The organism is Streptomyces sp. NBC_00057, assembly GCF_045041165.1.
Taxonomy (GTDB): domain Bacteria; phylum Actinomycetota; class Actinomycetes; order Streptomycetales; family Streptomycetaceae; genus Streptomyces.
Genome location: NZ_CP108256.1, coordinates 4,145,503 through 4,164,188, shown reverse-complemented (window position 1 = coordinate 4,164,188; position 18,686 = coordinate 4,145,503). Strand labels below are relative to the sequence as shown.

At 70.1% G+C, this 18,686-nt stretch carries 18 protein-coding genes, 1 pseudogene and 1 riboswitch; of the genes and pseudogenes, 7 read left to right on the top strand and 12 right to left on the bottom strand.

The features are described 5' to 3' along the window. Positions 1 to 262 precede the first annotated feature (262 nt). Positions 263 to 1,765, bottom strand: a complete 1,503-nt coding sequence (locus OG953_RS19445) for a M4 family metallopeptidase (RefSeq protein ID WP_405691926.1) — start codon at positions 1,763 to 1,765, stop codon at positions 263 to 265. Between the two features lie 322 nt (positions 1,766 to 2,087). Next, positions 2,088 to 2,663 (bottom strand): TerD family protein, encoded by a 576-nt coding sequence (locus tag OG953_RS19440; RefSeq protein WP_382946185.1) that lies wholly within the window; start codon positions 2,661 to 2,663, stop codon positions 2,088 to 2,090. Between the two features lie 183 nt (positions 2,664 to 2,846). On the opposite strand from OG953_RS19440, the gene arfB reads away from it, so the two are divergent. Continuing rightward, the gene (arfB, locus tag OG953_RS19435) at positions 2,847 to 3,281 is read left to right on the top strand and encodes an alternative ribosome rescue aminoacyl-tRNA hydrolase ArfB (protein WP_405685729.1); all 435 of its coding nucleotides are present in this window, start codon (positions 2,847 to 2,849) and stop codon (positions 3,279 to 3,281) included. A 72-nt stretch (positions 3,282 to 3,353) separates the two neighbouring features. Here the strand turns inward: arfB and OG953_RS19430 are convergent, their stop codons facing one another. Further along, positions 3,354 to 3,860, bottom strand: a complete 507-nt coding sequence (locus OG953_RS19430) for a flavin reductase family protein (protein WP_327273819.1) — start codon at positions 3,858 to 3,860, stop codon at positions 3,354 to 3,356. Between the two features lie 370 nt (positions 3,861 to 4,230). On the opposite strand from OG953_RS19430, the gene cdgB reads away from it, so the two are divergent. Then, positions 4,231 to 5,874, top strand: a complete 1,644-nt coding sequence (gene cdgB / locus OG953_RS19425; RefSeq protein ID WP_405685727.1) for a diguanylate cyclase CdgB — start codon at positions 4,231 to 4,233, stop codon at positions 5,872 to 5,874. 152 nt (positions 5,875 to 6,026) lie between these two features. Beyond that, positions 6,027 to 6,980, top strand: coding sequence for a carbohydrate-binding protein (locus OG953_RS19420; protein ID WP_405685725.1), 954 nt, complete (start codon positions 6,027 to 6,029; stop codon positions 6,978 to 6,980). 69 nt (positions 6,981 to 7,049) lie between these two features. Here OG953_RS19420 and OG953_RS19415 read toward each other — a convergent pair whose 3' ends face one another. From OG953_RS19415 to OG953_RS19395, 5 genes and pseudogenes are all read right to left on the bottom strand, one after another. Beyond that, positions 7,050 to 7,901: a ketose-bisphosphate aldolase gene (locus OG953_RS19415; RefSeq protein ID WP_405685723.1), complete on the bottom strand. Its 852-nt coding sequence runs from the start codon at positions 7,899 to 7,901 to the stop codon at positions 7,050 to 7,052. Positions 7,902 to 7,959: 58 nt separating this feature from the next. Beyond that, entirely contained in the window at positions 7,960 to 8,940 is a 981-nt protein-coding gene (locus tag OG953_RS19410) for a 1-phosphofructokinase family hexose kinase (protein ID WP_405685722.1), read from the bottom strand. A gap of 170 nt (positions 8,941 to 9,110) precedes the next feature. Further along, on the bottom strand, positions 9,111 to 10,343 hold the full coding sequence (gene nagA, locus OG953_RS19405; RefSeq protein WP_405685720.1) for an N-acetylglucosamine-6-phosphate deacetylase: 1,233 nt from the start codon (positions 10,341 to 10,343) through the stop codon (positions 9,111 to 9,113). Next, complete coding sequence (locus tag OG953_RS19400) at positions 10,343 to 11,275, bottom strand: ROK family protein (protein ID WP_405685718.1); 933 nt, start codon at positions 11,273 to 11,275, stop codon at positions 10,343 to 10,345. Before OG953_RS19400 ends, nagA begins: the two co-directional genes overlap by 1 nt. 114 nt (positions 11,276 to 11,389) lie before the next feature. Beyond that, a pseudogene (locus OG953_RS19395) lies at positions 11,390 to 11,488 on the bottom strand (sugar isomerase); the annotation flags it as partial. A 50-nt stretch (positions 11,489 to 11,538) separates the two neighbouring features. On the opposite strand from OG953_RS19395, the gene OG953_RS19390 reads away from it, so the two are divergent. Beyond that, complete coding sequence (locus OG953_RS19390) at positions 11,539 to 11,805, top strand: DUF3263 domain-containing protein (protein WP_405685716.1); 267 nt, start codon at positions 11,539 to 11,541, stop codon at positions 11,803 to 11,805. 12 nt (positions 11,806 to 11,817) lie between these two features. On the opposite strand, the gene OG953_RS19385 is transcribed toward OG953_RS19390, so the two are convergent. Continuing rightward, positions 11,818 to 12,597 carry a hypothetical protein gene (locus OG953_RS19385; protein WP_405685714.1) on the bottom strand — a complete coding sequence of 260 codons (780 nt, stop codon included), beginning with the start codon at positions 12,595 to 12,597 and terminating at the stop codon, positions 11,818 to 11,820. A 9-nt stretch (positions 12,598 to 12,606) separates the two neighbouring features. After that, positions 12,607 to 12,894 (bottom strand): hypothetical protein, encoded by a 288-nt coding sequence (locus tag OG953_RS19380; protein ID WP_405685712.1) that lies wholly within the window; start codon positions 12,892 to 12,894, stop codon positions 12,607 to 12,609. A 601-nt stretch (positions 12,895 to 13,495) separates the two neighbouring features. Here OG953_RS19380 and otsB point away from each other — a divergent pair. Beyond that, positions 13,496 to 14,374 (top strand): trehalose-phosphatase, encoded by an 879-nt coding sequence (otsB, locus tag OG953_RS19375; protein WP_405685711.1) that lies wholly within the window; start codon positions 13,496 to 13,498, stop codon positions 14,372 to 14,374. 5 nt (positions 14,375 to 14,379) lie between these two features. Here the strand turns inward: otsB and OG953_RS19370 are convergent, their stop codons facing one another. Together OG953_RS19370 and OG953_RS19365 are read right to left on the bottom strand one after the other, a co-directional pair. After that, entirely contained in the window at positions 14,380 to 15,771 is a 1,392-nt protein-coding gene (locus tag OG953_RS19370; protein ID WP_405685710.1) for a trehalose-6-phosphate synthase, read from the bottom strand. A 54-nt stretch (positions 15,772 to 15,825) separates the two neighbouring features. After that, on the bottom strand, positions 15,826 to 16,776 hold the full coding sequence (locus tag OG953_RS19365; protein ID WP_405685708.1) for a glucosyl-3-phosphoglycerate synthase: 951 nt from the start codon (positions 16,774 to 16,776) through the stop codon (positions 15,826 to 15,828). Positions 16,777 to 16,929: 153 nt separating this feature from the next. Beyond that, a riboswitch (SAM riboswitch) is annotated at positions 16,930 to 17,056 on the top strand. Positions 17,057 to 17,073: 17 nt separating this feature from the next. Between OG953_RS19365 and thrC the strand changes: the two genes are divergently transcribed. Together thrC and OG953_RS19355 are read left to right on the top strand one after the other, a co-directional pair. Beyond that, entirely contained in the window at positions 17,074 to 18,375 is a 1,302-nt protein-coding gene (gene thrC, locus OG953_RS19360; RefSeq protein ID WP_405685706.1) for a threonine synthase, read from the top strand. A gap of 29 nt (positions 18,376 to 18,404) precedes the next feature. After that, positions 18,405 to 18,683 carry a MoaD/ThiS family protein gene (locus tag OG953_RS19355; RefSeq protein WP_405685704.1) on the top strand — a complete coding sequence of 93 codons (279 nt, stop codon included), beginning with the start codon at positions 18,405 to 18,407 and terminating at the stop codon, positions 18,681 to 18,683. Positions 18,684 to 18,686: the final 3 nt, after the last annotated feature.

Sequence of the window (18,686 nt, the reverse complement as noted above, 5' to 3'; positions counted from 1 at the left end):
CGTTCTCCGTTGCTCGTTCCGTGGGGGGTTACGAGCCGAGAGCGTGCCACCGAATGACCGACATTGACGGTGTACTAACAAATGCCTCACAATTTTTTGACCACTTCTTGTCCGAATGGGATGCGCTTGTGTTCGTTATTCGGCGGAGTCCTGCGGTGACAGCGGCTCGGAACTCCGCGCGCCGAAACGCCGCGCACAGCTTCGGCGTTGCGGAGCATGTGCGCGGCGCGAGGCGTTCCGCAGGATCGGCCCAAATGCGGTACTAGTTGACGTTGATCCCGGACCAAGCGGCGGCGACGGCTGAGTACTCCGCGCTGCCCGCCCCGTACAGGTCGGTCGCCGCCTTCAGCGTGGCGACGCGGGCCGCGGCGTAGTCGGTGGACGAGGTCATGTACGTGGTGAGCGCCTTGTACCAGATCTGGACGGCCTTGGCGCGCCCGATCCCCGTGACGGTGGAGCCGTTGGAGGTGGGGGAGTTGTAGGAGACGCCGTTGACCGTCTTCGCGCCGCTGCCCTCCGACAGCAGGTAGAAGAAGTGGTTGGCGGGCCCGGACGAGTAGTGGACGTCGAGCCGGCCGACCGTCTTCGACCAGTAGTCGGCCGAGGCGCCGTCCTTGCTCGGCTTGTCCATGTAACGCAGCGGGGTGCCGTTGCCCCTGATGTCGATCTTCTCGCCGATGAGGTAGTCGCCGCTGTCGCTGCTGTTGTCGGCGTAGAACTCGACCGCCGTGCCGAACATGTCGCTGGTCGCCTCGTTGAGCCCGCCCGACTCACGGCTGTACTTCAGCCCGGCGGTGGACGCGGTCAGGCCGTGGCTCATTTCGTGTCCGGCGACATCCAGTGAGGTGAGCGGCTTGAGGTTGCCCGAACCGTCGCCGTACGTCATGCAGAAGCAACTGTCCGACCAGAAGGCGTTGACGTACGCGTTGCCGTAGTGGACCCGGGAGTACGCGGCCTTGCCGTCGCCGGCGATGCCGTTGCGGCCCAGCTCGTTCTTGTAGAAGTCCCAGGTCGTGGCGGCGCCGTAGTGGGCGTCGACGGCGGCGGTCTGACGGTTGGTCGCGAGACCGTTGCCCCAGATGTCGTCGGTGTCGGTGAAGAGCGTCCCGGTGCCGGTGGTGGAGCCGTTCAGGTCGTACGTGGTGTGGCTGCCGCGACCGCCGTCGGTCAGGCTGTAACCGGACCCGGAGGCCGTGGTTCCGAGGGGCACGGTGCCGCTGTACTGGCTGGTTCCGGACCCCGTGTCGATGGCCTCGTACGCGTAGAGCTCCTTGCCGCTGGTGGCGTCGGTGATGACGTGGCGCTCACTGGGTGTCCCGTCCGGCTGGGTGCCCCTGACCACGTTCTCGTACGCGAGCGCGGGCTTTCCGGCGGCGGCCCAGATCACCTTCCGCGCACCGGCCTTGGCGCTGACGGTGGCGTCCGACGACGCCACGGATATCGTGGCCGACGTCGCCCGGGACACCCCCTTGAGGGAGCCGTCCTTCCTGGCGTGGGTGATGAGGTCGCCACCGAGCACGGGCAGTCCGTCGTAGGTGCGCTCGTAGCGGGTGTGTACGGTGCCGTCGGCGTCCTTGATCACATCGCGGACGACGAGCTTCTCCTTGCCGCCCAGCTTGATCTGCGCGGCGACGGAATCGGCCCGGCCCTGGGCCTCCTTGATGGCCGTGGCGCGCTGAGAGGCGCTGAGCGGCAGGGCGGTGGCGCCGGCCGCACGGTCCGGGGCGGCTCCTGCCGAACCTGCCTGTACTCCGACGACGACCATGGCGGCGGACGCGGCGATCGCAGCAGTACGCAGAGCGATTCTCACTCGGTCTCCTTCACTTGACACACACGTTTCGTGAGGGGGGCCCGGAGAGAGTGGCACCGGTCGCCGGAAATTTGACAGTGGCCAGTCAATCTTTTGACCAGATCTTGTCCGAAGGCGGTTACCCGGTGTTCGCTATGCGGTCAACTGTGATTGTTCGCAGAGTACTTGTGCAGAACGGGCCGGGATCAAACCCGGTCGGCGCATGCGAAACCCCCCGGCCGTGACGGCCGGGGGGTTTCGTGGGACGAGCTCTCGCGTCAGAGGCTGACGCCGTAGCTCAGAGGTTGACGCCGAAGTCCTGGGCGATGCCGCGCAGGCCCGAGGCGTAACCCTGGCCGACCGCGCGGAACTTCCACTCCGCGCCGTTGCGGTAGAGCTCGCCGAAGACCATGGCGGTCTCGGTGGCGGCGTCCTCGCTCAGGTCGTAACGGGCGATCTCCGTGCCGCCGGCCTGGTTGATGATGCGGATGAACGCGTTGCGAACCTGGCCGAAGTTCTGGCTGCGGGTCTCGGCGTCGTAGATCGAGACCGGGAAGACGATCTTGTCGACGTCGGCCGGCAGGCCCGCCAGGTTGACGTTGATCTGCTCGTCGTCGCCCTCGCCCTGGCCCGTGACGTTGTCACCGGTGTGAACGATGGTCTGGTCCGGCGTCGACTTGTTGTTGAAGAAGACGAAGTGGCCGTCGGAGACGACCTTGCCGCCCGGGTTGACCGCGATCGCCGAGGCGTCGAGGTCGAAGTCGGTGCCGGTGGTGGTGCGGACGTCCCAGCCGAGGCCGACCGTGACGGCGGTCAGGCCCGGGGCCTCCTTGGTGAGCGAGACGTTGCCGCCCTTGGACAGGCTTACAGCCATGGGAAGTCCCTTTCATCGTCGATTGCGGGCTCCATGCCATCACGAAGCTACCGTCACAGGTCATAACGCGGACAAGGGGTCGAGAGGTTCCTGCTCCCTTTACTTTCTTTACCGAAGTCCCCCGGTCGGCCCGACGGTCCGTATGGCAAAAGAAGGTGACGAACGCCCTGTGGGCCGGGGAACATGGGTGCCATGTCCGGGCCCTATGTCATCCGCGGTTCGGTCTCCCTGCCGGAGACCGAGCTCATGTGGCGTTTCTCGCGGTCCTCCGGGCCCGGCGGGCAGCACGTCAACACCAGTGACTCCCAGGTGGAGCTCCGCTTCGACCTCGCGGCGACCGAGTCGCTTCCCGAGGTGTGGAAGGAGCGGGCGCTCCAGCGTCTGGAGAGCAGGCTCGTGGGCGGGGTGATCGCGGTACGGGCGTCCGAGCACCGCTCCCAGTGGCGCAACCGCGAGACGGCTCTCGTGCGACTCGCGTCCCTGCTGGCCGAGGCCACGGCGCCGCCCCCCAGGCCGCGCCGCAAGACCAGGATTCCGCGCGGCATCAACGAACGCCGCCTGCGCGAGAAGAAGCAGCGCGGTGAGACGAAGCGCGGCCGCTCCGGCCGCGACTGGTAGCCGCTGCCGCGCGATTCGGGTGACGCCCCGCGGGACCGGACGACCGCCGCGCCCGCGCGCGATGCCGCCCCCTCACCCCAGCTGCCGGTACCGCCCCCGGAAGTACGTCAGCGGCGATCCGTCCCCGCTCGGCAGGGCCGCGCTCAGCACCCGGCCGATCACCAGCGTGTGGTCGCCCGCCAGGACCCGCTGCTCGGTGCGGCACTCCAGCGTGGCCAGCGCGCCTCCGACCAGGGGCGCATGGCTGATCTCCCCCCTTGTATAGGGGATGTCCTCGAACAGCAGCCGGTCGCTGATCCGGCCCTTCATCGCGAACCGGCCGGCGATGTGCCGCTGACTCTCGGCAAGTACGGAGACCGCCCACAGCGGCTGCTCCGACAACAGATCGTCCATCCGTGAGTCGTTGCGCAGGCTGACCATCACCAGTGGTGGGTCCAGTGACACCGACATGAAGGCGGTCGCCGTCATCCCGACGTCCTCACCGCGCCCGTTCTCGTCGAGCGGCGGCTCTTCGGCGGTGATCAGCACGACTCCGGCGGCCAGCCGGGCGAGAGCGCCTCGGAACTCATCGTTGCTCACCCCCTCAGCATGGGGGACGGGCTGGGAACGCGGGGCGGGGGCTTTCGTCTGCAACACACCGGGCACGCTAGCCGTGGATGCTGTGCCGTCGCATCGGGCCAGGGGACCAGCCTGGTCCTAGGACCGTCGGTCCATGGCGGCGACGGCTCGGCACCGCAACGTGCGGATCTGCGTTCAAGGAAGGGATGGACCGCATCCGCACGGCTCTCTGGCCCCTTCACCATCGGTTGTGACTTGAGTCACAGAGTGCGGTATTTGCTGACCCTGTGTACCGACTGCACAGCTCACTGTGATTCAGTGGCCGTGACACTGAAGCCAGTACGTCGATATGAAACCTGGAGTGCTGTCGAGGTCTCGGGGAGTGCGAGCGATGGAGGCCGAGTCGGAGCCGTACGTCCGTCTTGCGACGATGCGGCAGCTGCACCAGGCCGTGGCCGATCTCAATACGGCACGGAGCCTGGCCGACACACTGCAGACCGTGGCCGACGGAATCGTCGCCGGTCTCGGCTACGAGCTGGCCTGCGTGAACCTGGTCCGCCCCGACGGCGATCTCGTCGTCGCCGCCTTCGCCGGCAGCAGCGCAGCAGAAGCCCTGATCACCGGCCGCGTCGGCTCGCGCAGCTCCTGGGAGCGCAGGCTCTCGATGGGTGAGGCCTGGGACGAGCTCCGCTTCATACCGCACACCGACGGCTGGGTCCTCCTCGACGACGACGTACCGCAGTGGCACACCGAGGGCCCAGAACCCCGCTTCGAGGACGAGTGGCACCCCCAGGACCGGCTCTACGCCCCGATGCACGCGTCCGGCGGCGGCCTCGATCTCCTGGGCGTCATTTCCGTCGACCGTCCGCGCAACGGCCGCCGCCCCGGCGCCTGGGGCCGTGAGGCGCTCCAGATGTACGCATCACAGGCCGCCATTGCGATCAGCAACGCCCGACTGAGAGCAAACATGCAGCGCGCCCTGGTCCGCCTGGAGCGTGAACAGCAGGCGCTGCGGGCCAGCGAGGAGTCCTTCCGCCAGGCCTTCGAGTACGCGCCCAGCGGCATGGCCATCGCCGAGATGGGCGGCGATCAGCACGGCCGGCTGCTGCGCACCAACGACGCCCTGTGCCGGCTGCTCGGCCGCCCCGCGTCCGTCCTGCGCCGCTACTCCTTCGCAGACCTCGTCCACCCCGAGGACATCGGCACCCTGCTGCGCACCTCCGCCGAGGGCGGCCGCGCCGAGCTGCGGCTCGGGCGGCGGGACGGCACCTACCTCTGGGTCTCGCTGCGCAACTCCGTCGTCGCCGACACCGCGGACGGCCCGCGCTTCCTGCTCACCCATGTCGAGGACATAGAGGAGCGCAAGCGCCACGAGCTGCATCTCGCGCACCGCGCCTCGCACGATGCGCTCACCGGTCTGCCCAACAGCGCCGAGCTGCGCTCCCGGCTCAGCTCCCGGCTCTGCGAGCGCCCGCACTCGGTGGCCTCCACCGCGGTGGAGGCGCTGGACGCGGCCTACGGCGACGTCGACGATCCGGACGCGCGGACGCACGGCTACGACGTGGACTCGGTGCCCGGCGGCCCGTACGACCACCATGTCCATTCCGTCGCACCCGACACCGAGAACGACGACGGGGCGAAGGGCCTCGCGGTCCTCTTCTGCGACCTCGACGGTTTCAAGTCGATCAACGACCGCTTCGGCCACCACACCGGTGACGCCGTACTGATCGAGGTCGCCCGCCGTCTCACCACCTGTGTCCGTGACGGCGATACCGTCGCCCGGCTCGGGGGCGACGAATTCGTCGTTCTCGCCGACGGGCTCGGCGCCGTGGACGCCGCGGACCTGGCCGTACGCCTCCGTAACGCCATCATTCCGCCCATTCGGGTCGACGGCCGGGCGGTGCGCGTCGGGGCGAGTTTCGGCATCGGCTGGGCCGCCTGCGGCATGACCGCCGAAGAGGTACTGCGCTCCGCCGACCAGCGGATGTACGTGGAGAAGCGGTCCCGGGCGAAGGTTCACCGCAGGGCCGGATGATGTTCACGACGGCGCTGTTCCCGCATCCCGTCGCGGTTCCAGGACGTGCGACGGCAATTCTTGGTGCGGTCCGTTCGAGGTAGGCTCGGCCGGTCGGCCACGGCTGGCGAAATTCGGCGACGGCTGGCGACATGGTGAGGAGTGACCCAGGGATGACGGCCGGGAACAACGGCGCAAACACGCCCGAGGACGACGATCCGTTCGGCTACCTGTACGAGGACGGACAGGCAGCAGGCGCCCAGCCGCCACGGCAGGGCGGCTACGGCTACCCGGGTCCGGCGGCCCCGCAGCCCGGCGTGCCCCGGACCTCGTACAACCAGGTGCGGACAGTCGGCGAGCGCCAGTACGGGCAGCAGGTGCCGCACCAGCAGCCGTACGGCCAGCCGAACGCGCAGTACGCCGCCCCGGAGACGTACCCCGGTGCCCCCACCGCGCCCGTCCCGCAGCAGGGCGGCCGCGGTCGCCCCGGCGGCCCCGGCAAGGGCGGCCCGAACACCAAGGGCCTGCTGATCGGCGCGGTCGCGGTGGTCCTGGTCGTGCTCATCGGCATCGGCGCGGCGCTGATCACGGGCGACGACAACAAGGACAAGAAGAAAAACGAGGCCACCTCCTCCGCCGGACCCGGCAGCCAGGTCGAGGAGTCACCGAAGCCCAAGGAGTCCGCGAGCTCCGAGACCCCGGTCGAGCTCCCCAAGCAGGACGCGGCGACGCTGAAGCTCGGCGGCACGGCCCAGCTGGACAACACCACCAAGGGTGCGAAGAGCGCCAACGGCCAGTACATCAACCTCAACGAGGTCGGCAGGTCGGCGACCTGGTCGGTCGAGGTGCCGAAGGCCGGTCCGTACACGCTGTTCGTGACGTACGGGGTGCCGGGCAAGGATGCCAAGACGTCCCTGACGGTCAATGCCGAGGCTCCCCGCGAGATCAGGATGAAGAACTTCGCGGAGGCGCCGGAGGGTGACCTGGAGAAGGGCTGGACGACGACGTTCGCCTGGGTCAACCTCACCAAGGGTGCGAACACCCTGATGATCTCCTGCAACGAGGGCGACCAGTGCGACGCCAATCTGGACCAGCTGTCGCTGAAGGCCGGTCACGTGAAGCGCTGACCCGTACGTAAGCGGTCCGGCCCCCACGCCTTCGGGTGTGGGGGCCGGACCGCTTTTGCGTGCGGGCCGTCAGCCCATCAGGCTCAAGAACCCCGCAACTGTCGCGGCCATCGCCTCGCGGCCCGGTGCGATGTACTTGCGCGGGTCCACGCCCGTGGTGTTCTCGGCCAGGTACGCCCGCACCGCGCCGGTGAACGCCGTGTTCAGCGCCGTACCCACGTTGATCTTGACCATGCCGGAGGAGGCGACGGCCTGGCGGATCTCGTCGTCCGGGACACCGCTGGAGCCGTGCAGCACCAGCGGGACCGGGACCGCGTCGCGCAGCCGGCCGATCAGGGCGTGGTCCAGGGCGGCGGTGCGCTCGGTCATGGCGTGCGAGGAGCCGACCGCGACGGCCAGCGCGTCCACCCCGGTGTCGCGGACGTACGCGGCGGCCTCGGCCGGGTCGGTACGGACGCCGGGGGCGTGGGCGTCGAGCGGGGTCTCGCCCTCCTTGCCGCCGACCTTGCCGAGCTCGGCCTCGATCCAGATGCCGCGCTCATGACCCCACGCCACCGCCTCGGCCGTGGCCCGCACGTTCTCCTCGTACGGCAGCTTGGAGGCGTCGAACATCACCGAGCCGAAGCCCTCGTCGTGTGCCTGGTGCAGCAGCTCCACGGACTCGACATGGTCGAGGTGGAGCGCGAGGGGGGCGCCGGAGGTGCGGGCGACGGCGGCGGCCGCGGCGGCGATGGCGGAGAGCCGCCCGCCGTGGAACTTCACGGCGTTCTCGGAGATCTGCAGGATGGCGGGCGCTCCGGTCCGCTCCGCTCCGGCCGCGATGGCCTCCGCGTGCTCCAGCGTGATGACATTGAAGGCGGCGATCCCGCGTCCCTCGGCCTGGGCGGCGGAGACGAGTTCACCGGTGCTGACGAGCGGCATGCTGACCTCTTGCTACTTCTTCGGACCCGCTGAACGCGGGTCCGGGACGGGCGCGGCCTCAGGCCGCCGTTGTGTGTTCCTCGATGCCGACGCGCGGCAGCAGCTCCTCGTACGCCGCGCGGTCGAAGTCACCGGCCGTCGGGGAGAGCACGGTCGCCGTCGACAGTGCCACCGCCCGCCGCAGCCGGTCCGGCCAGCTCAGGCCCTCGACGAGGCCGGACAGCAGCCCGGCCACCGCGGAGTCGCCCGCACCGGTCGGATTGCCCAGGACCTTGGCGGGCGGGGACGCCTGCCAGACGCCGTCGGGGGTGACCGCCAGCATGCCGTCCGGGCCCAGTGACGCGACGACCCCGTGCGCGCCGCGGCGGCGGGCGTCGCGGGTGGCGCGCAGCGGCTCGCGGGAGCCGGTGAGCCGGGCGAGTTCGTCGGCGTTTGGCTTGATCAGGTCGGGACGGGCGGCGATGCCTCGGCGCAGCGGTTCGCCGCTGGTGTCCAGGAGCACGGGGACGCCGGCGGTGCGGGCCAGGCGGACCAGTTCGGCGTAGGCGCCGACGTGGATGCCGGGCGGCAGACTGCCGCAGAGGGCGACGGCGTCGGCCCCGGTGAGGAGTTCCTCGTACCGGCCGAGGAGGGTGGTCCATTCGTCGGTGGTGACGAGCGGGCCGGGTTCGTTGAGCTGGGTGGTGTCGCCGGTGGCCCGGTCGACGACGGCGATCGTGCGACGGGTGTTCCCGGCGACGGTGACGAGGGCGTCGGTGATCGGCGCGGGGGCGGGCGTGGCACCGTTTTCGGCCTTCGTGGCCGTGTCCTGCGGCGACATGCCCGCCAGCAGCTCGCGCAGCACGGCTCCGGTGGAGCCTCCGGCGAAGCCGGTGACTGCCGTTTCGTGGCCGAGGGCGGAGAGCACCCGGGCCACGTTGAGGCCCTTGCCGCCGGGCCGCTCGGACATGTCGCTGACGCGGTGGCTGGCGTGCGGGACGAGCTCCGGGACGCCGTACGTCAGGTCGAGTGCCGTATTCAGTGTGACCGTGAGGATCACCGCGGCCGCTCCCTCGATCCCTGCTCTGGAGCGCGAATCCTTGGACGGAACGCGCTTTCTCTGCCTGTTTCCCAGGTGATCATGTCAAAAAGGCGGCAGTCGGCCCAGACCCCCGGACCAACCGCCGTCTCTTCGTTACGTATTCGACCCGCCGTCAATAATGGGCCGAGTCAACCGATCTGGGGATCGACGATCCATTCGCCCTTGCGCATGACGCCCTTGAGCGTGAAGTCCGCGTCCAGGACCACCAGATCCGCGTCCTTGCCCGGGTCCAGCGAGCCGACCTTGTCGTACACGCCGAGCAGCCGTGCCGGGTTGGCGGAGATGGACTGCACGACATCGCCGACCGGGATCCTGTCGATGGTCACGGCCCGGTGGAACGCGGTGTCCAGGGTGAGGGTGGAGCCCGCGATCGAGTTGCCCTCGACCAGCCGCGCGACGCCGTCCTTGACCTCGACCGCGAGCGGGCCGAGCTGGTACCGGCCGTCGCCGAAGCCGGCCGCGTCCATGGCGTCGGTGATCAGCGCGACGCGGTGGGCGCCCGCGTGGTGGTAGGCCAGTTCCAGGGCGGCGGGGTGCAGATGCGTACCGTCGTTGATCAGCTCGATGGTGATCCGCTCGTCCTCCAGCAGGGCCGCGATCGGGCCGGGCGCGCGGTGGCCGAGGCCGGGCATCGCGTTGTAGAGGTGGGTGGCGACGGTGGCGCCCGCGTCGATCGCCTCGACGGTCTGCTCGTACGTCGCGTCGGTGTGCCCGATCGCGGCGATCACTCCGTGCTCGGCGAGCAGCCGCACCGACTCGATACCGCCCGGGAGTTCGGTGGCGAGCGTGAACATTTTCGCGGTGCCGCGCGCCGCGTCCATCAGCTTGCGGACTTCGGCCGGGTCCGGGTGGCGCAGCAGATCCTCGCTGTGCGCGCCCTTGCGACACGGTGAGATGAACGGCCCTTCGAAGTGGATACCGGCCAGGTCGCCCTGCTCGACCAGTTCGGAGAGGACACCGGCCCGCTGGGCGAGGAAGTCCATCTCGCCGGTGACGGTGGAGGCGACCAGGGTGGTGGTGCCGTGCTCGCGGTGGGTGCGGATACCGGTGAGGACCTCGTCCACGGTGCCGGAGGTGAAGGATGCGCCGCCGCCGCCGTGGTTGTGCATGTCGACGAAGCCCGGGACCACCCAGTGGCCGCTCAGGTCGACGGTCCGGGTGGCATCCGGGTACGGGGTGGACGCGGCCGGGGGGCGTGGGGGGTTGCTGTCGGTGGGTGGATTCCACGGGGCGCCGGCGCCCTCCGCCGCACTGCCGACGATCCGGGTACCCTCGACGACCACCCGGCCGTCCTCGACGGTCCCGGTGGGAAGCACCACCCGGGCACCTGCGAGAACTGTGCTGTCTGCGCGTCCGGCCATCAGGCGGATACCTCCGTGGAGAGAAGATCCCAGGCGAGCAGCCCTGCGCCCAGGCATCCGGCGGTGTCCCCGAGGGCCGCCGGGACGATGTGGGGCAGCTTCTGGAACGTGACACGCTCCTCGACGACCGCACGGAGTGGTGTGAACAAGGTTTCCCCGGCCTCGGCGAGACCGCCACCGATGATGAGCGTGCTGGGGTCGAGCAGTGTCAGCGCGGTGACCAGTCCGGCGGCGAGCGCGTCGACCGCGTTCCGCCAGACCTCCACGGCCGCCGGGTCGCCCGATTCCACGGCCTTCGCGCAGTCCGCGGCGTCCGCCGTCGGATCGCCGGACGCCGCGGCCCAGGCCCGGGTCACCGCGGAGGCGGACGCCAGGGTCTCCAGGCAGCCGCGCTGGCCGCAGCCGCAGTCCGGGCCGTCCGGCCGGACCACGATGTGGCCGATCTCGCCCGCGTACCCGTGCGCGCCGGACTCGATGGTGCCCGCGATGCCGATGGCCCCGGCGATCCCGGTGCCCAGCGGCACGAAGAGGAAGCGGTCGGCGCCCTTGCCCGCGCCGATCCGGCCCTCGGCGAGTCCGCCGGTGCGCACATCGTGGCCGAGCGCGACGGGGACACCGCCGAGCCGCTCGCCGAGCAGTTCCCGCATGGGTACGTCGCGCCAGCCCAGGTTCGAGGCATAGACAGCGATCCCGTTCTCGGCGTCGACGATGCCGGGCACGGCGACACCGGCCGCGACAGCACTTTCGCCGAGGTGCTCCTCGCCGTACGCCCTCAGGTCCGCGGCGAAGGTGAGGATCGACTCCACGACGGCGTCGGGACCGCGTTCTCTGCCGGTCGCCCGCCGCGCCTCGTACAGCAGGGTGCCGTCGGCCCCGACCAGTGCGGCCTTCATTCCGGTGCCGCCCACATCGAGGGCGATGACGTGTTTCACGGGAAACAGTTTCGCCCGAGGAACCCAAAAAGGTCTAGTCCACTATCGCGGTTTGTTGCGCATTCATACAAAATCGCGCCGGCGACACCGTCGCAGTGGGCCCGAGCGGCGGGCTCAGGACGAAAGGATCACCCTGCGCGAGAGGTTGCGCGGGTGGTCCGGGTCGTACCCCTTCGACTTCGCGAGCTCGACCGCCAGCCGCTGCGTCCGGATCTGCGGAGTAACGGGCGGCGGCTCTCCGTCCGGGCGATATGTTGGCTGATATGACCGCCCCCCCGAATGGCCCCGACGGCACGGACGGCCCCGTCGGCCTCTCCGCCAGGGACCGCGCCGTGCTCGCCGTCGAACGGCAGTCGTGGGCCGGGCCCGGGGCGAAGGAGCGCGCGATCCGCGAACGGCTCGGCATCTCGCCCACGCGCTACTACCAGCTGCTGAACGCGCTTCTCGACGACCGCCGCGCGCTGGAGGAGGACCCGGTGACGGTGAACCGCCTGCGCCGGGTCCGTGACGCGAAGCGGGGGCGTCGCTGAACCCGCACCCTCTCAGCCGGAGACGGTGATCATGACGGGTTCCGCGGTGCCGGTGACGCGCAGCGCCTCGACGAAGACCTCCGTGATCCAGGCTGCCGCGTCCAGGGACCACACGGGCACCCGGCAGCGGAAGGCCAGCGCCCGGCGCATCCCTTCGGTCTGCATTTCGCCGGTCAGCGGCAGGGCCAGGCCCGGGAGGTCCACATCGGTGGTTTCCGGCTCGACGGTCATGCATCCGTAGGTGCACGCCAGCGCCTCGTCGCGAACGCGCCCGGCGCGGCCGGCCAGCTCCGCTTCGCGGCCCGACACGGTCACGATGATCTCCCTGACCGCGCCCGGATCGGCCAGCTCGTACCAACCGGCGGTGTACAGGAGGGCGGCGGCGGGGTCCGGTGCCAGGTGCACCGGTGCGACGGTGTGCACGCCGGTGACGCGGATGTCGCCCACCTGCCGCAGAACGTCGCCAAGGACCGTCGCCACGGGCAGCACGGGCAGTCGCTGCCGGTTCAAGTGGGAGGACACGTCCACCTGGAGCCAGCCGATCTCCCGCACGTGCCCGTCCTGCGTCCAGTCCTCCCCCGCGTCGTTGTGCCCCCACCGGCTCCCCCCGAGCTCCATGCCGGCCCCCAGAAGGGTGCTGCTCCACCCGTAGACCTCGGCACGGTTCACCGCCAGGCCGAAGGCATCGACGTCGGGCTCCGTACCGCCCGCGGGCGGTACGAGCCAGGGATGCCGGGTGAGGACCCCGTGCACGCCCATGAGCAGAGTGGAGTCCCGCACCGCATCACCCATCGTTTTCCCCTACACACCCGCGCCGCAGTTGAAGGTCATCGTGGCAGTGACGGCCTTCTCCGGGGAGTCGGCCTCGCCGATGATGTCCACGTCGATCAGGCTCCGCCACTGCGTCTTCTTCTTGCTCTCGCACGTCTTACGGGCGTTGGCCCGATGGGTGCTGCTGGCCTTGCCCTTGGTCGGCTTCACCTTCTTGGACCCGCTGGCCACGGACTTCCACTTGCCGTGCCGGTCCTTCGCCTGCAGCCAGATGGTCACCTTGGCCTTCTCGCCCGGCCTGCCACCCTTCACCCGCACCCACCAGCCGTGTCCGGATGCCGTCGCCGGGGGCGTACTGGATACGTGGACGTGGTCGCCATTGGTGTAGAAGCCGCCGACGTCCGCCGTGTGCGGCGTTCCCGATGCGGCGGGAGGGGTCTTGAGCGGGGGCCGGGGAGGCGCCTGCCAGGAGAGCCGCCGTCACCGTGGAAAGGAACAAGAGACATACGCATCAGAGCTGCTCCCGGTGGGGGTGGGGGCCGATGCTCTGATCGCTGTCCGCACTCCACAGACGCTATGTGCAGGGCTGGGCTGGTTTAGACCGACCGGCAAATGGGGGGCGGCGTCGCGGGGCTGGGCACGCACATCTGCGGCGTTGTCGTCAATCACCAACTTCCCCAAGCTCTCGGCTTCGCTCGAGCAGGGGAGACCCCATCGCGTTGGCTCAATCCTCCGCCTTGCAGCTGCACGCACCCAGCCCCGCTCCTTCTCCCACCCCCCATTTGCCGGTCGGTCTTATGCGTTCGATGTTTCAGGCTTGCGTGGTAGTCAGCCGCTGCGTGTCCGCGGCACCACGGACACCGCCCCTGTGCCGCGCCGCCCATGGCTGTGCCCGGCGGTACGCCTATAGGCTCGCCCCATGGGCAGCAACCCGCACGCACCCACGCCGAGCGAAACCCCGTCCGAGCTCCCCGCCCCCACCACCCCACCCGGCCGAGAAGCCCTCGCCACGATCCTCGCGCGCCCCGACCGTGCCGTCATCGCACTCGATTTCGACGGGACCCTCGCCGACATCGTCCCGGACCCGGAACAGGCCCGCGCCCACCCCGGTGCCGTCGACGCACTCGTCGCGCTCGCCCCGAAAGTGGCGTCCGTCGCCGTGATCACCGGCCGCCCGGCCGGCGTCGCGGTCAGGCACGGCGGCTTCGCCGGAGTGCGGGGACTGGACCACCTCGTCGTCCTCGGCCACTACGGCACCGAACGCTGGGACGCCGTGTCCGGCACCGTCCGCACCCCCGTCCCGCACCCCGGCGTCGCCGCGGTCCGCGCCGAACTCCCGGGAGTGCTCGACCGGTTCGACGCGTGGCACGGCACCTGGATCGAGGAGAAGGGCCAGGCGCTCGCCGTCCACACCCGCCGTTCCGCCGACCCGCAGGCCGCGTTCGACGCCCTGCGCGACCCCCTCGGCGAGCTCGCCGCCCGGCACGGACTGATCGTCGAACCGGGCCGCCTGGTCCTGGAGTTGCGCCCGCCGGGCATGGACAAGGGCGTGGCGCTCGCACAGTACGTACGGGAGACCGACGCCGAGTCCGTCCTGTACGCGGGCGACGACCTGGGCGACCTCGCCGCGTACGCCGCCGTGGAGAAGCTCCGCACCGAGGGCCCCGACGGCATCCCGGGCCTGCTGGTCTGCAGCGGCAGCGCCGAAGTGCCCGAACTGGCCGAACGCGCGGATCTGCTGCTGAACGGCCCCGGAGCCGTCGTCGGCTTCCTGGCGGCCCTGGCCGAACGGATCTGACCGGCTCACTCCTGCCGCAGCGCGTCCAGCTGGTCCAGGAACCACTGCTGGGGCGGCAGCGCCACCGCCGCCGCGGCCAGCCGCTCCGTGCGCGCGGCCCGTTCGTCGTCCGCCATCGTCAGAGCCTCGTGCAGCGCCGCCGCCGTCGCGGACACGTCGTACGGGTTCACCACGACCGCGTCGCCGCCCAGCTCCTCGTACGCCCCCGCCTCCCGCGACAGCACCAGCGCGCAGCCGTGGTCGGAGACGACAGGGACCTCCTTGGCGACCAGGTTCATGCCGTCGCGGATCGGGTTGACGAGCGCCACATCGGCCAGCCGGTACGCGGCGAGCGAGCGGGCGAAGTCGTCCTTGACGTGGAGCACGACCGGCGTCCAGCCCGCCGTGCCGTACCCGGCGTTGATGTCGTCGGCGAGCTGCCGCACCTCGGCCGTGTAGTCGCGGTACACCGCCAGGTCCTGCCGCGAGGGGTACGCGAAGGCGACATGGACGACGCGCTCGCGCCATTCGGGCCGCTCGTCGAGGAGCGCGCGGTAGGCGAGCAGGCCGCGCACGATGTTCTTGGACAGTTCCGTTCGGTCCACTCGTACGATCGTCCTCCGCCCCGGGCCGACCTGCTCCCGCAGCGCCGCCATCCGCTCGTCCACGTCCGCCTCGTGCGCGCGCCCACGCAGGAAGTCCGCGTCCGCGCCGAGCCCGTGCACCCCGATCCTGGTCCGCCCGGTGCCGCCCAGGATCTCCGTACAGCAGCCGATGAACGCGTCCGCCCAGCGCCGGGTCAGGAAGGCAGCCCGGTCCGCGCCCAGGATGCCGTGCAGCAGCTGCTCGGCGATGTCGTCGGGGAGCAGACGGAAGTAGTCGACGGGCGCCCACGGGGTGTGCGAGAAGTGGCCGATCCGCAGGTCGGGGCGGAGCTCGCGGAGCATGCCGGGCACCAGCGCCAGGTGGTAGTCCTGCACCAGCACCGCCGCACCCCGGCCCGCCTCCTCGGCGAGCGCCTCGGCGAAGGCCCGGTTGTACGTCTCGAACGACGCCCACTGCCGCCGGAACTCCGCGTCGAAGACCGGCTCCAGCGGCGTCTGGTACAGCATGTGGTGGACGAACCAGAGCACCGAGTTCGCGATGCCGTTGTACGCGTCCTCGTGGACGGCCGCGTCGATGTCGAGCATGCGTACGCCCTGCTCGCCGACCCCGCGCCGGACCGCCTCCCGGTCCCCGTCACCGAGCGCGGCGCACACCCACAGTTTGTCCTTGACGGCACTCAGCCCCGAGACGAGCCCGCCGCCGCCGCGCTTCGTGTCGAGCGATCCGTCCGTGGCGAGGGTGTACGACACCGGGCCGCGGTTGGACGCAACGAGGACCTGGGCAGCGGACTGGGCTTCGTACTCGGAGACCATGTTGCGGAATCTAGCCAGATCACGAACCGCCCAAACGTGCGAAGTCAGGCCACGTCAGGCCGCCCGGCGCGAAACGTACTCCTCGATCTCGCGCATCGGGGGCCGCTCCTCGGTGTCCACCGCATGGGTGCGCGGTACGAAGCCGTCCTCGCCGCGCTCGAACTGCGTGAGCGAAGGCCGCACCAAGTGGCCCCGGGACAACCGGAGTTGAGCGGTCCGGTAGATCGCCGCCGCCATCCGGCCGAGCGCCTGCCCGTCCTGGTGACGGTGTTTGCGCACCCCTACGTCGACCTGGGCCAGCGCGTCCAGACCCACCGTGTGCAGCGCATCGACCAGGAGGCCCAGTTCCACTCCGTAGCCGACAGGGAAGGGCAGCCGTTCGAGGAGGGAGCGGCGTACGGCGTACTCCCCGCCCAGCGGCTGGACGAAACCGGCCAGCTGCGGCCAGTGCAGATTGAGTAGCGGACGGGCCACCAGTTCGGTGACGCGACCACCCTGACCTGCGGTGTCACCGAAGGGGCGGTCGTACATCGCCTTCACGAACTGCACGTTCGGGTCGGTCAGCAGCGGGCCGACGATGCCGGAGACGAAGTCCGCCGAGAAGTCCTTCAGATCGGCGTCGATGAAGCAGACGATCTCACCGCCGGTCACCAGGAGCGACCGCCACAGCACCTCGCCCTTGCCGGGCACGGCGGGTATCCGGGGGAGTATCTCGTCCCGGTGCACCACCCGGGCACCGGCCTCCCGGGCCACCTTCGCGGTGGCGTCCGTGGAACCGGAATCGATCACCACGAGCTCGTCGACCAGCTGGACCTTCTCCATCAGCTCACGCCGGATCGTCGCGACGATCCGGCCGACCGTCGCCTCCTCGTTCAGCGCGGGCAGTACGACGCTCACGCACCCGCGGTGCGGATCCCTGGCCTTGGCGGCCAGGAGGCGGTCCAGCGGGCGGTCGGCGGCCGACCAGGAACGCCTGGCCAGCCAGCGTTCGACCTCTTCCAGCACGGTCGATACTCCCTGTATGTGATCCATCTCGCGGTTCGGACGACTATCTCAACTCTCCGGTGCTTCGGTTACAGTCTTGAACAACGCGGATGGCCGTCGCATGTCGGGGTCAGTCCGCCAATAAATGCCTGGATCGATGATCCGGTGCCACAGCGCTCATCCAGAGGGACTGAGGGAACGGCCCGTTGAAGTCCCGGCAACCCTCCTGCCGACCGCGAGGTCAGGTGGGGAAGGTGCCAATTCCGTCTCGTGGCGAAATGCGTCGCGAGGAAGATGAGGAGAAAGGGCCTCGCCATCATGGCTGCGCAGACCGTTGCAGTAAGCACCGATTCTTCCGCCGAAGCCGTCGACCTCGGACCCGCTGCGGTGCTTTCCTGCCGCGAGTGCGGCGAGCGTTTCGAGCTCGGCCCCATTTTCGCCTGCGCGTCCTGTTTCGGGCCGCTCGAAGTGGCGTACGACCTGCCGAGCGGCTCCCCCGACGAGCTGAAGAAGCGCATCGAGGCCGGACCCAACAACATCTGGCGTTACGCGCCGCTGCTGCCGGTCCCCGCCGATGTCGCGGACAAGCCCAACATCAACCCCGGTTTCACCAAGCTGGTCAAGGCCGACAACCTCGCCCGCGAGCTGGGCGTCACCGGCGGCCTGTACGTCAAGGACGACTCCGGCAACCCGACGCACTCCTTCAAGGACCGCGTCGTCGCCATTGCCGTCGAGGCCGCCCGCGCCTTCGGTTTCACCACCCTCTCCTGCTCCTCCACCGGCAACCTCGCCGGTGCGGTGGGCGCCGCCGCCGCCCGCGCCGGCTTCCGCTCCTGCGTGTTCATCCCGCACGACCTGGAGCAGGGCAAGGTCGTCATGGCCGCGGTGTACGGCGGTGAGCTGGTCGGCATCGAGGGCAACTACGACGACGTCAACCGCTTCTGCTCGGAACTCATCGGCGACCCGCTCGGCGAGGGCTGGGGCTTCGTCAACGTCAACCTGCGCCCGTACTACGGCGAGGGCTCCAAGACCCTGGCGTACGAGATCTGCGAGCAGCTCGGCTGGCAGCTGCCCGACCAGATCGTCATCCCGATCGCGTCCGGATCGCAGCTCACGAAGATCGACAAGGGTCTGCAGGAGCTGATCAAGCTCGGTCTCGTCGAGGACAAGCCGTACAAGATCTTCGGCGCCCAGGCCGAAGGCTGCTCCCCGGTCTCCACCGCCTTCAAGGCCGGTCACGACGTCGTGCGGCCCCAGAAGCCGAACACCATCGCCAAGTCCCTGGCGATCGGCAACCCGGCCGACGGCCCGTACGTCCTGGACATCGCCCGCCGCACCGGCGGCGCGGTCGAGGACGTCGACGACGAGCAGGTCGTCGACGCGATCAAGCTGCTGGCGCGCACCGAGGGCATCTTCGCGGAGACGGCGGGCGGGGTGACGGTCGGCGTGACGAAGAAGCTCATCGAGGCCGGTCTGCTCGACCCGACGCTGACCACCGTCGTCCTCAACACAGGTGACGGCCTCAAGACCCTGGACGCGGTGGCCGCCACCTCGCAGGCGACCGCGACGATCCGCCCGAGCCTGGACGCGTTCCGCGCCGCCGGCCTCGCCACCAGCTGACCACCCGAGACCGAAGAAAGGCACCCCTCATGAGCGTCAAGGTCCGCATCCCCACCATCCTCCGCACCTACACGGGCGGCCGGGCCGAGGTCCCGGCCGAGGGCTCGACCCTCTCCCAGGTCATCGAGTCCCTGGAGCAGAACCACCCCGGCATCGCCGCCCGCGTCCTGGACGACCAGGGCAAGCTGCGCCGCTTCGTGAACGTGTACGTCAACGACGACGACGTGCGCTTCGAGGGCGGCCTGGAGGCGGCGACGCCGGACGGCGCGGGTATCTCGATCATCCCGGCAGTCGCAGGCGGCTGCTGACCG

Bases quoted from the DNA above. Each gene is read 5' to 3' on its own strand.
- OG953_RS19445 (WP_405691926.1), bottom strand. From the start codon at position 1,765: ATGGTCGTCGTCGGAGTACAGGCAGGTTCGGCAGGAGCCGCCCCGGAC.
- OG953_RS19440 (WP_382946185.1), bottom strand. From the start codon at position 2,663: ATGGCTGTAAGCCTGTCCAAGGGCGGCAACGTCTCGCTCACCAAGGAG.
- arfB (WP_405685729.1), top strand. From the start codon at position 2,847: ATGGGTGCCATGTCCGGGCCCTATGTCATCCGCGGTTCGGTCTCCCTG.
- cdgB (WP_405685727.1), top strand. From the start codon at position 4,231: ATGGAGGCCGAGTCGGAGCCGTACGTCCGTCTTGCGACGATGCGGCAG.
- OG953_RS19420 (WP_405685725.1), top strand. From the start codon at position 6,027: ATGACGGCCGGGAACAACGGCGCAAACACGCCCGAGGACGACGATCCG.
- OG953_RS19415 (WP_405685723.1), bottom strand. From the start codon at position 7,901: ATGCCGCTCGTCAGCACCGGTGAACTCGTCTCCGCCGCCCAGGCCGAG.
- nagA (WP_405685720.1), bottom strand. From the start codon at position 10,343: ATGGCCGGACGCGCAGACAGCACAGTTCTCGCAGGTGCCCGGGTGGTG.
- OG953_RS19390 (WP_405685716.1), top strand. From the start codon at position 11,539: ATGACCGCCCCCCCGAATGGCCCCGACGGCACGGACGGCCCCGTCGGC.
- OG953_RS19385 (WP_405685714.1), bottom strand. From the start codon at position 12,597: ATGGGTGATGCGGTGCGGGACTCCACTCTGCTCATGGGCGTGCACGGG.
- otsB (WP_405685711.1), top strand. From the start codon at position 13,496: ATGGGCAGCAACCCGCACGCACCCACGCCGAGCGAAACCCCGTCCGAG.
- OG953_RS19370 (WP_405685710.1), bottom strand. From the start codon at position 15,771: ATGGTCTCCGAGTACGAAGCCCAGTCCGCTGCCCAGGTCCTCGTTGCG.
- thrC (WP_405685706.1), top strand. From the start codon at position 17,074: ATGGCTGCGCAGACCGTTGCAGTAAGCACCGATTCTTCCGCCGAAGCC.
- OG953_RS19355 (WP_405685704.1), top strand. From the start codon at position 18,405: ATGAGCGTCAAGGTCCGCATCCCCACCATCCTCCGCACCTACACGGGC.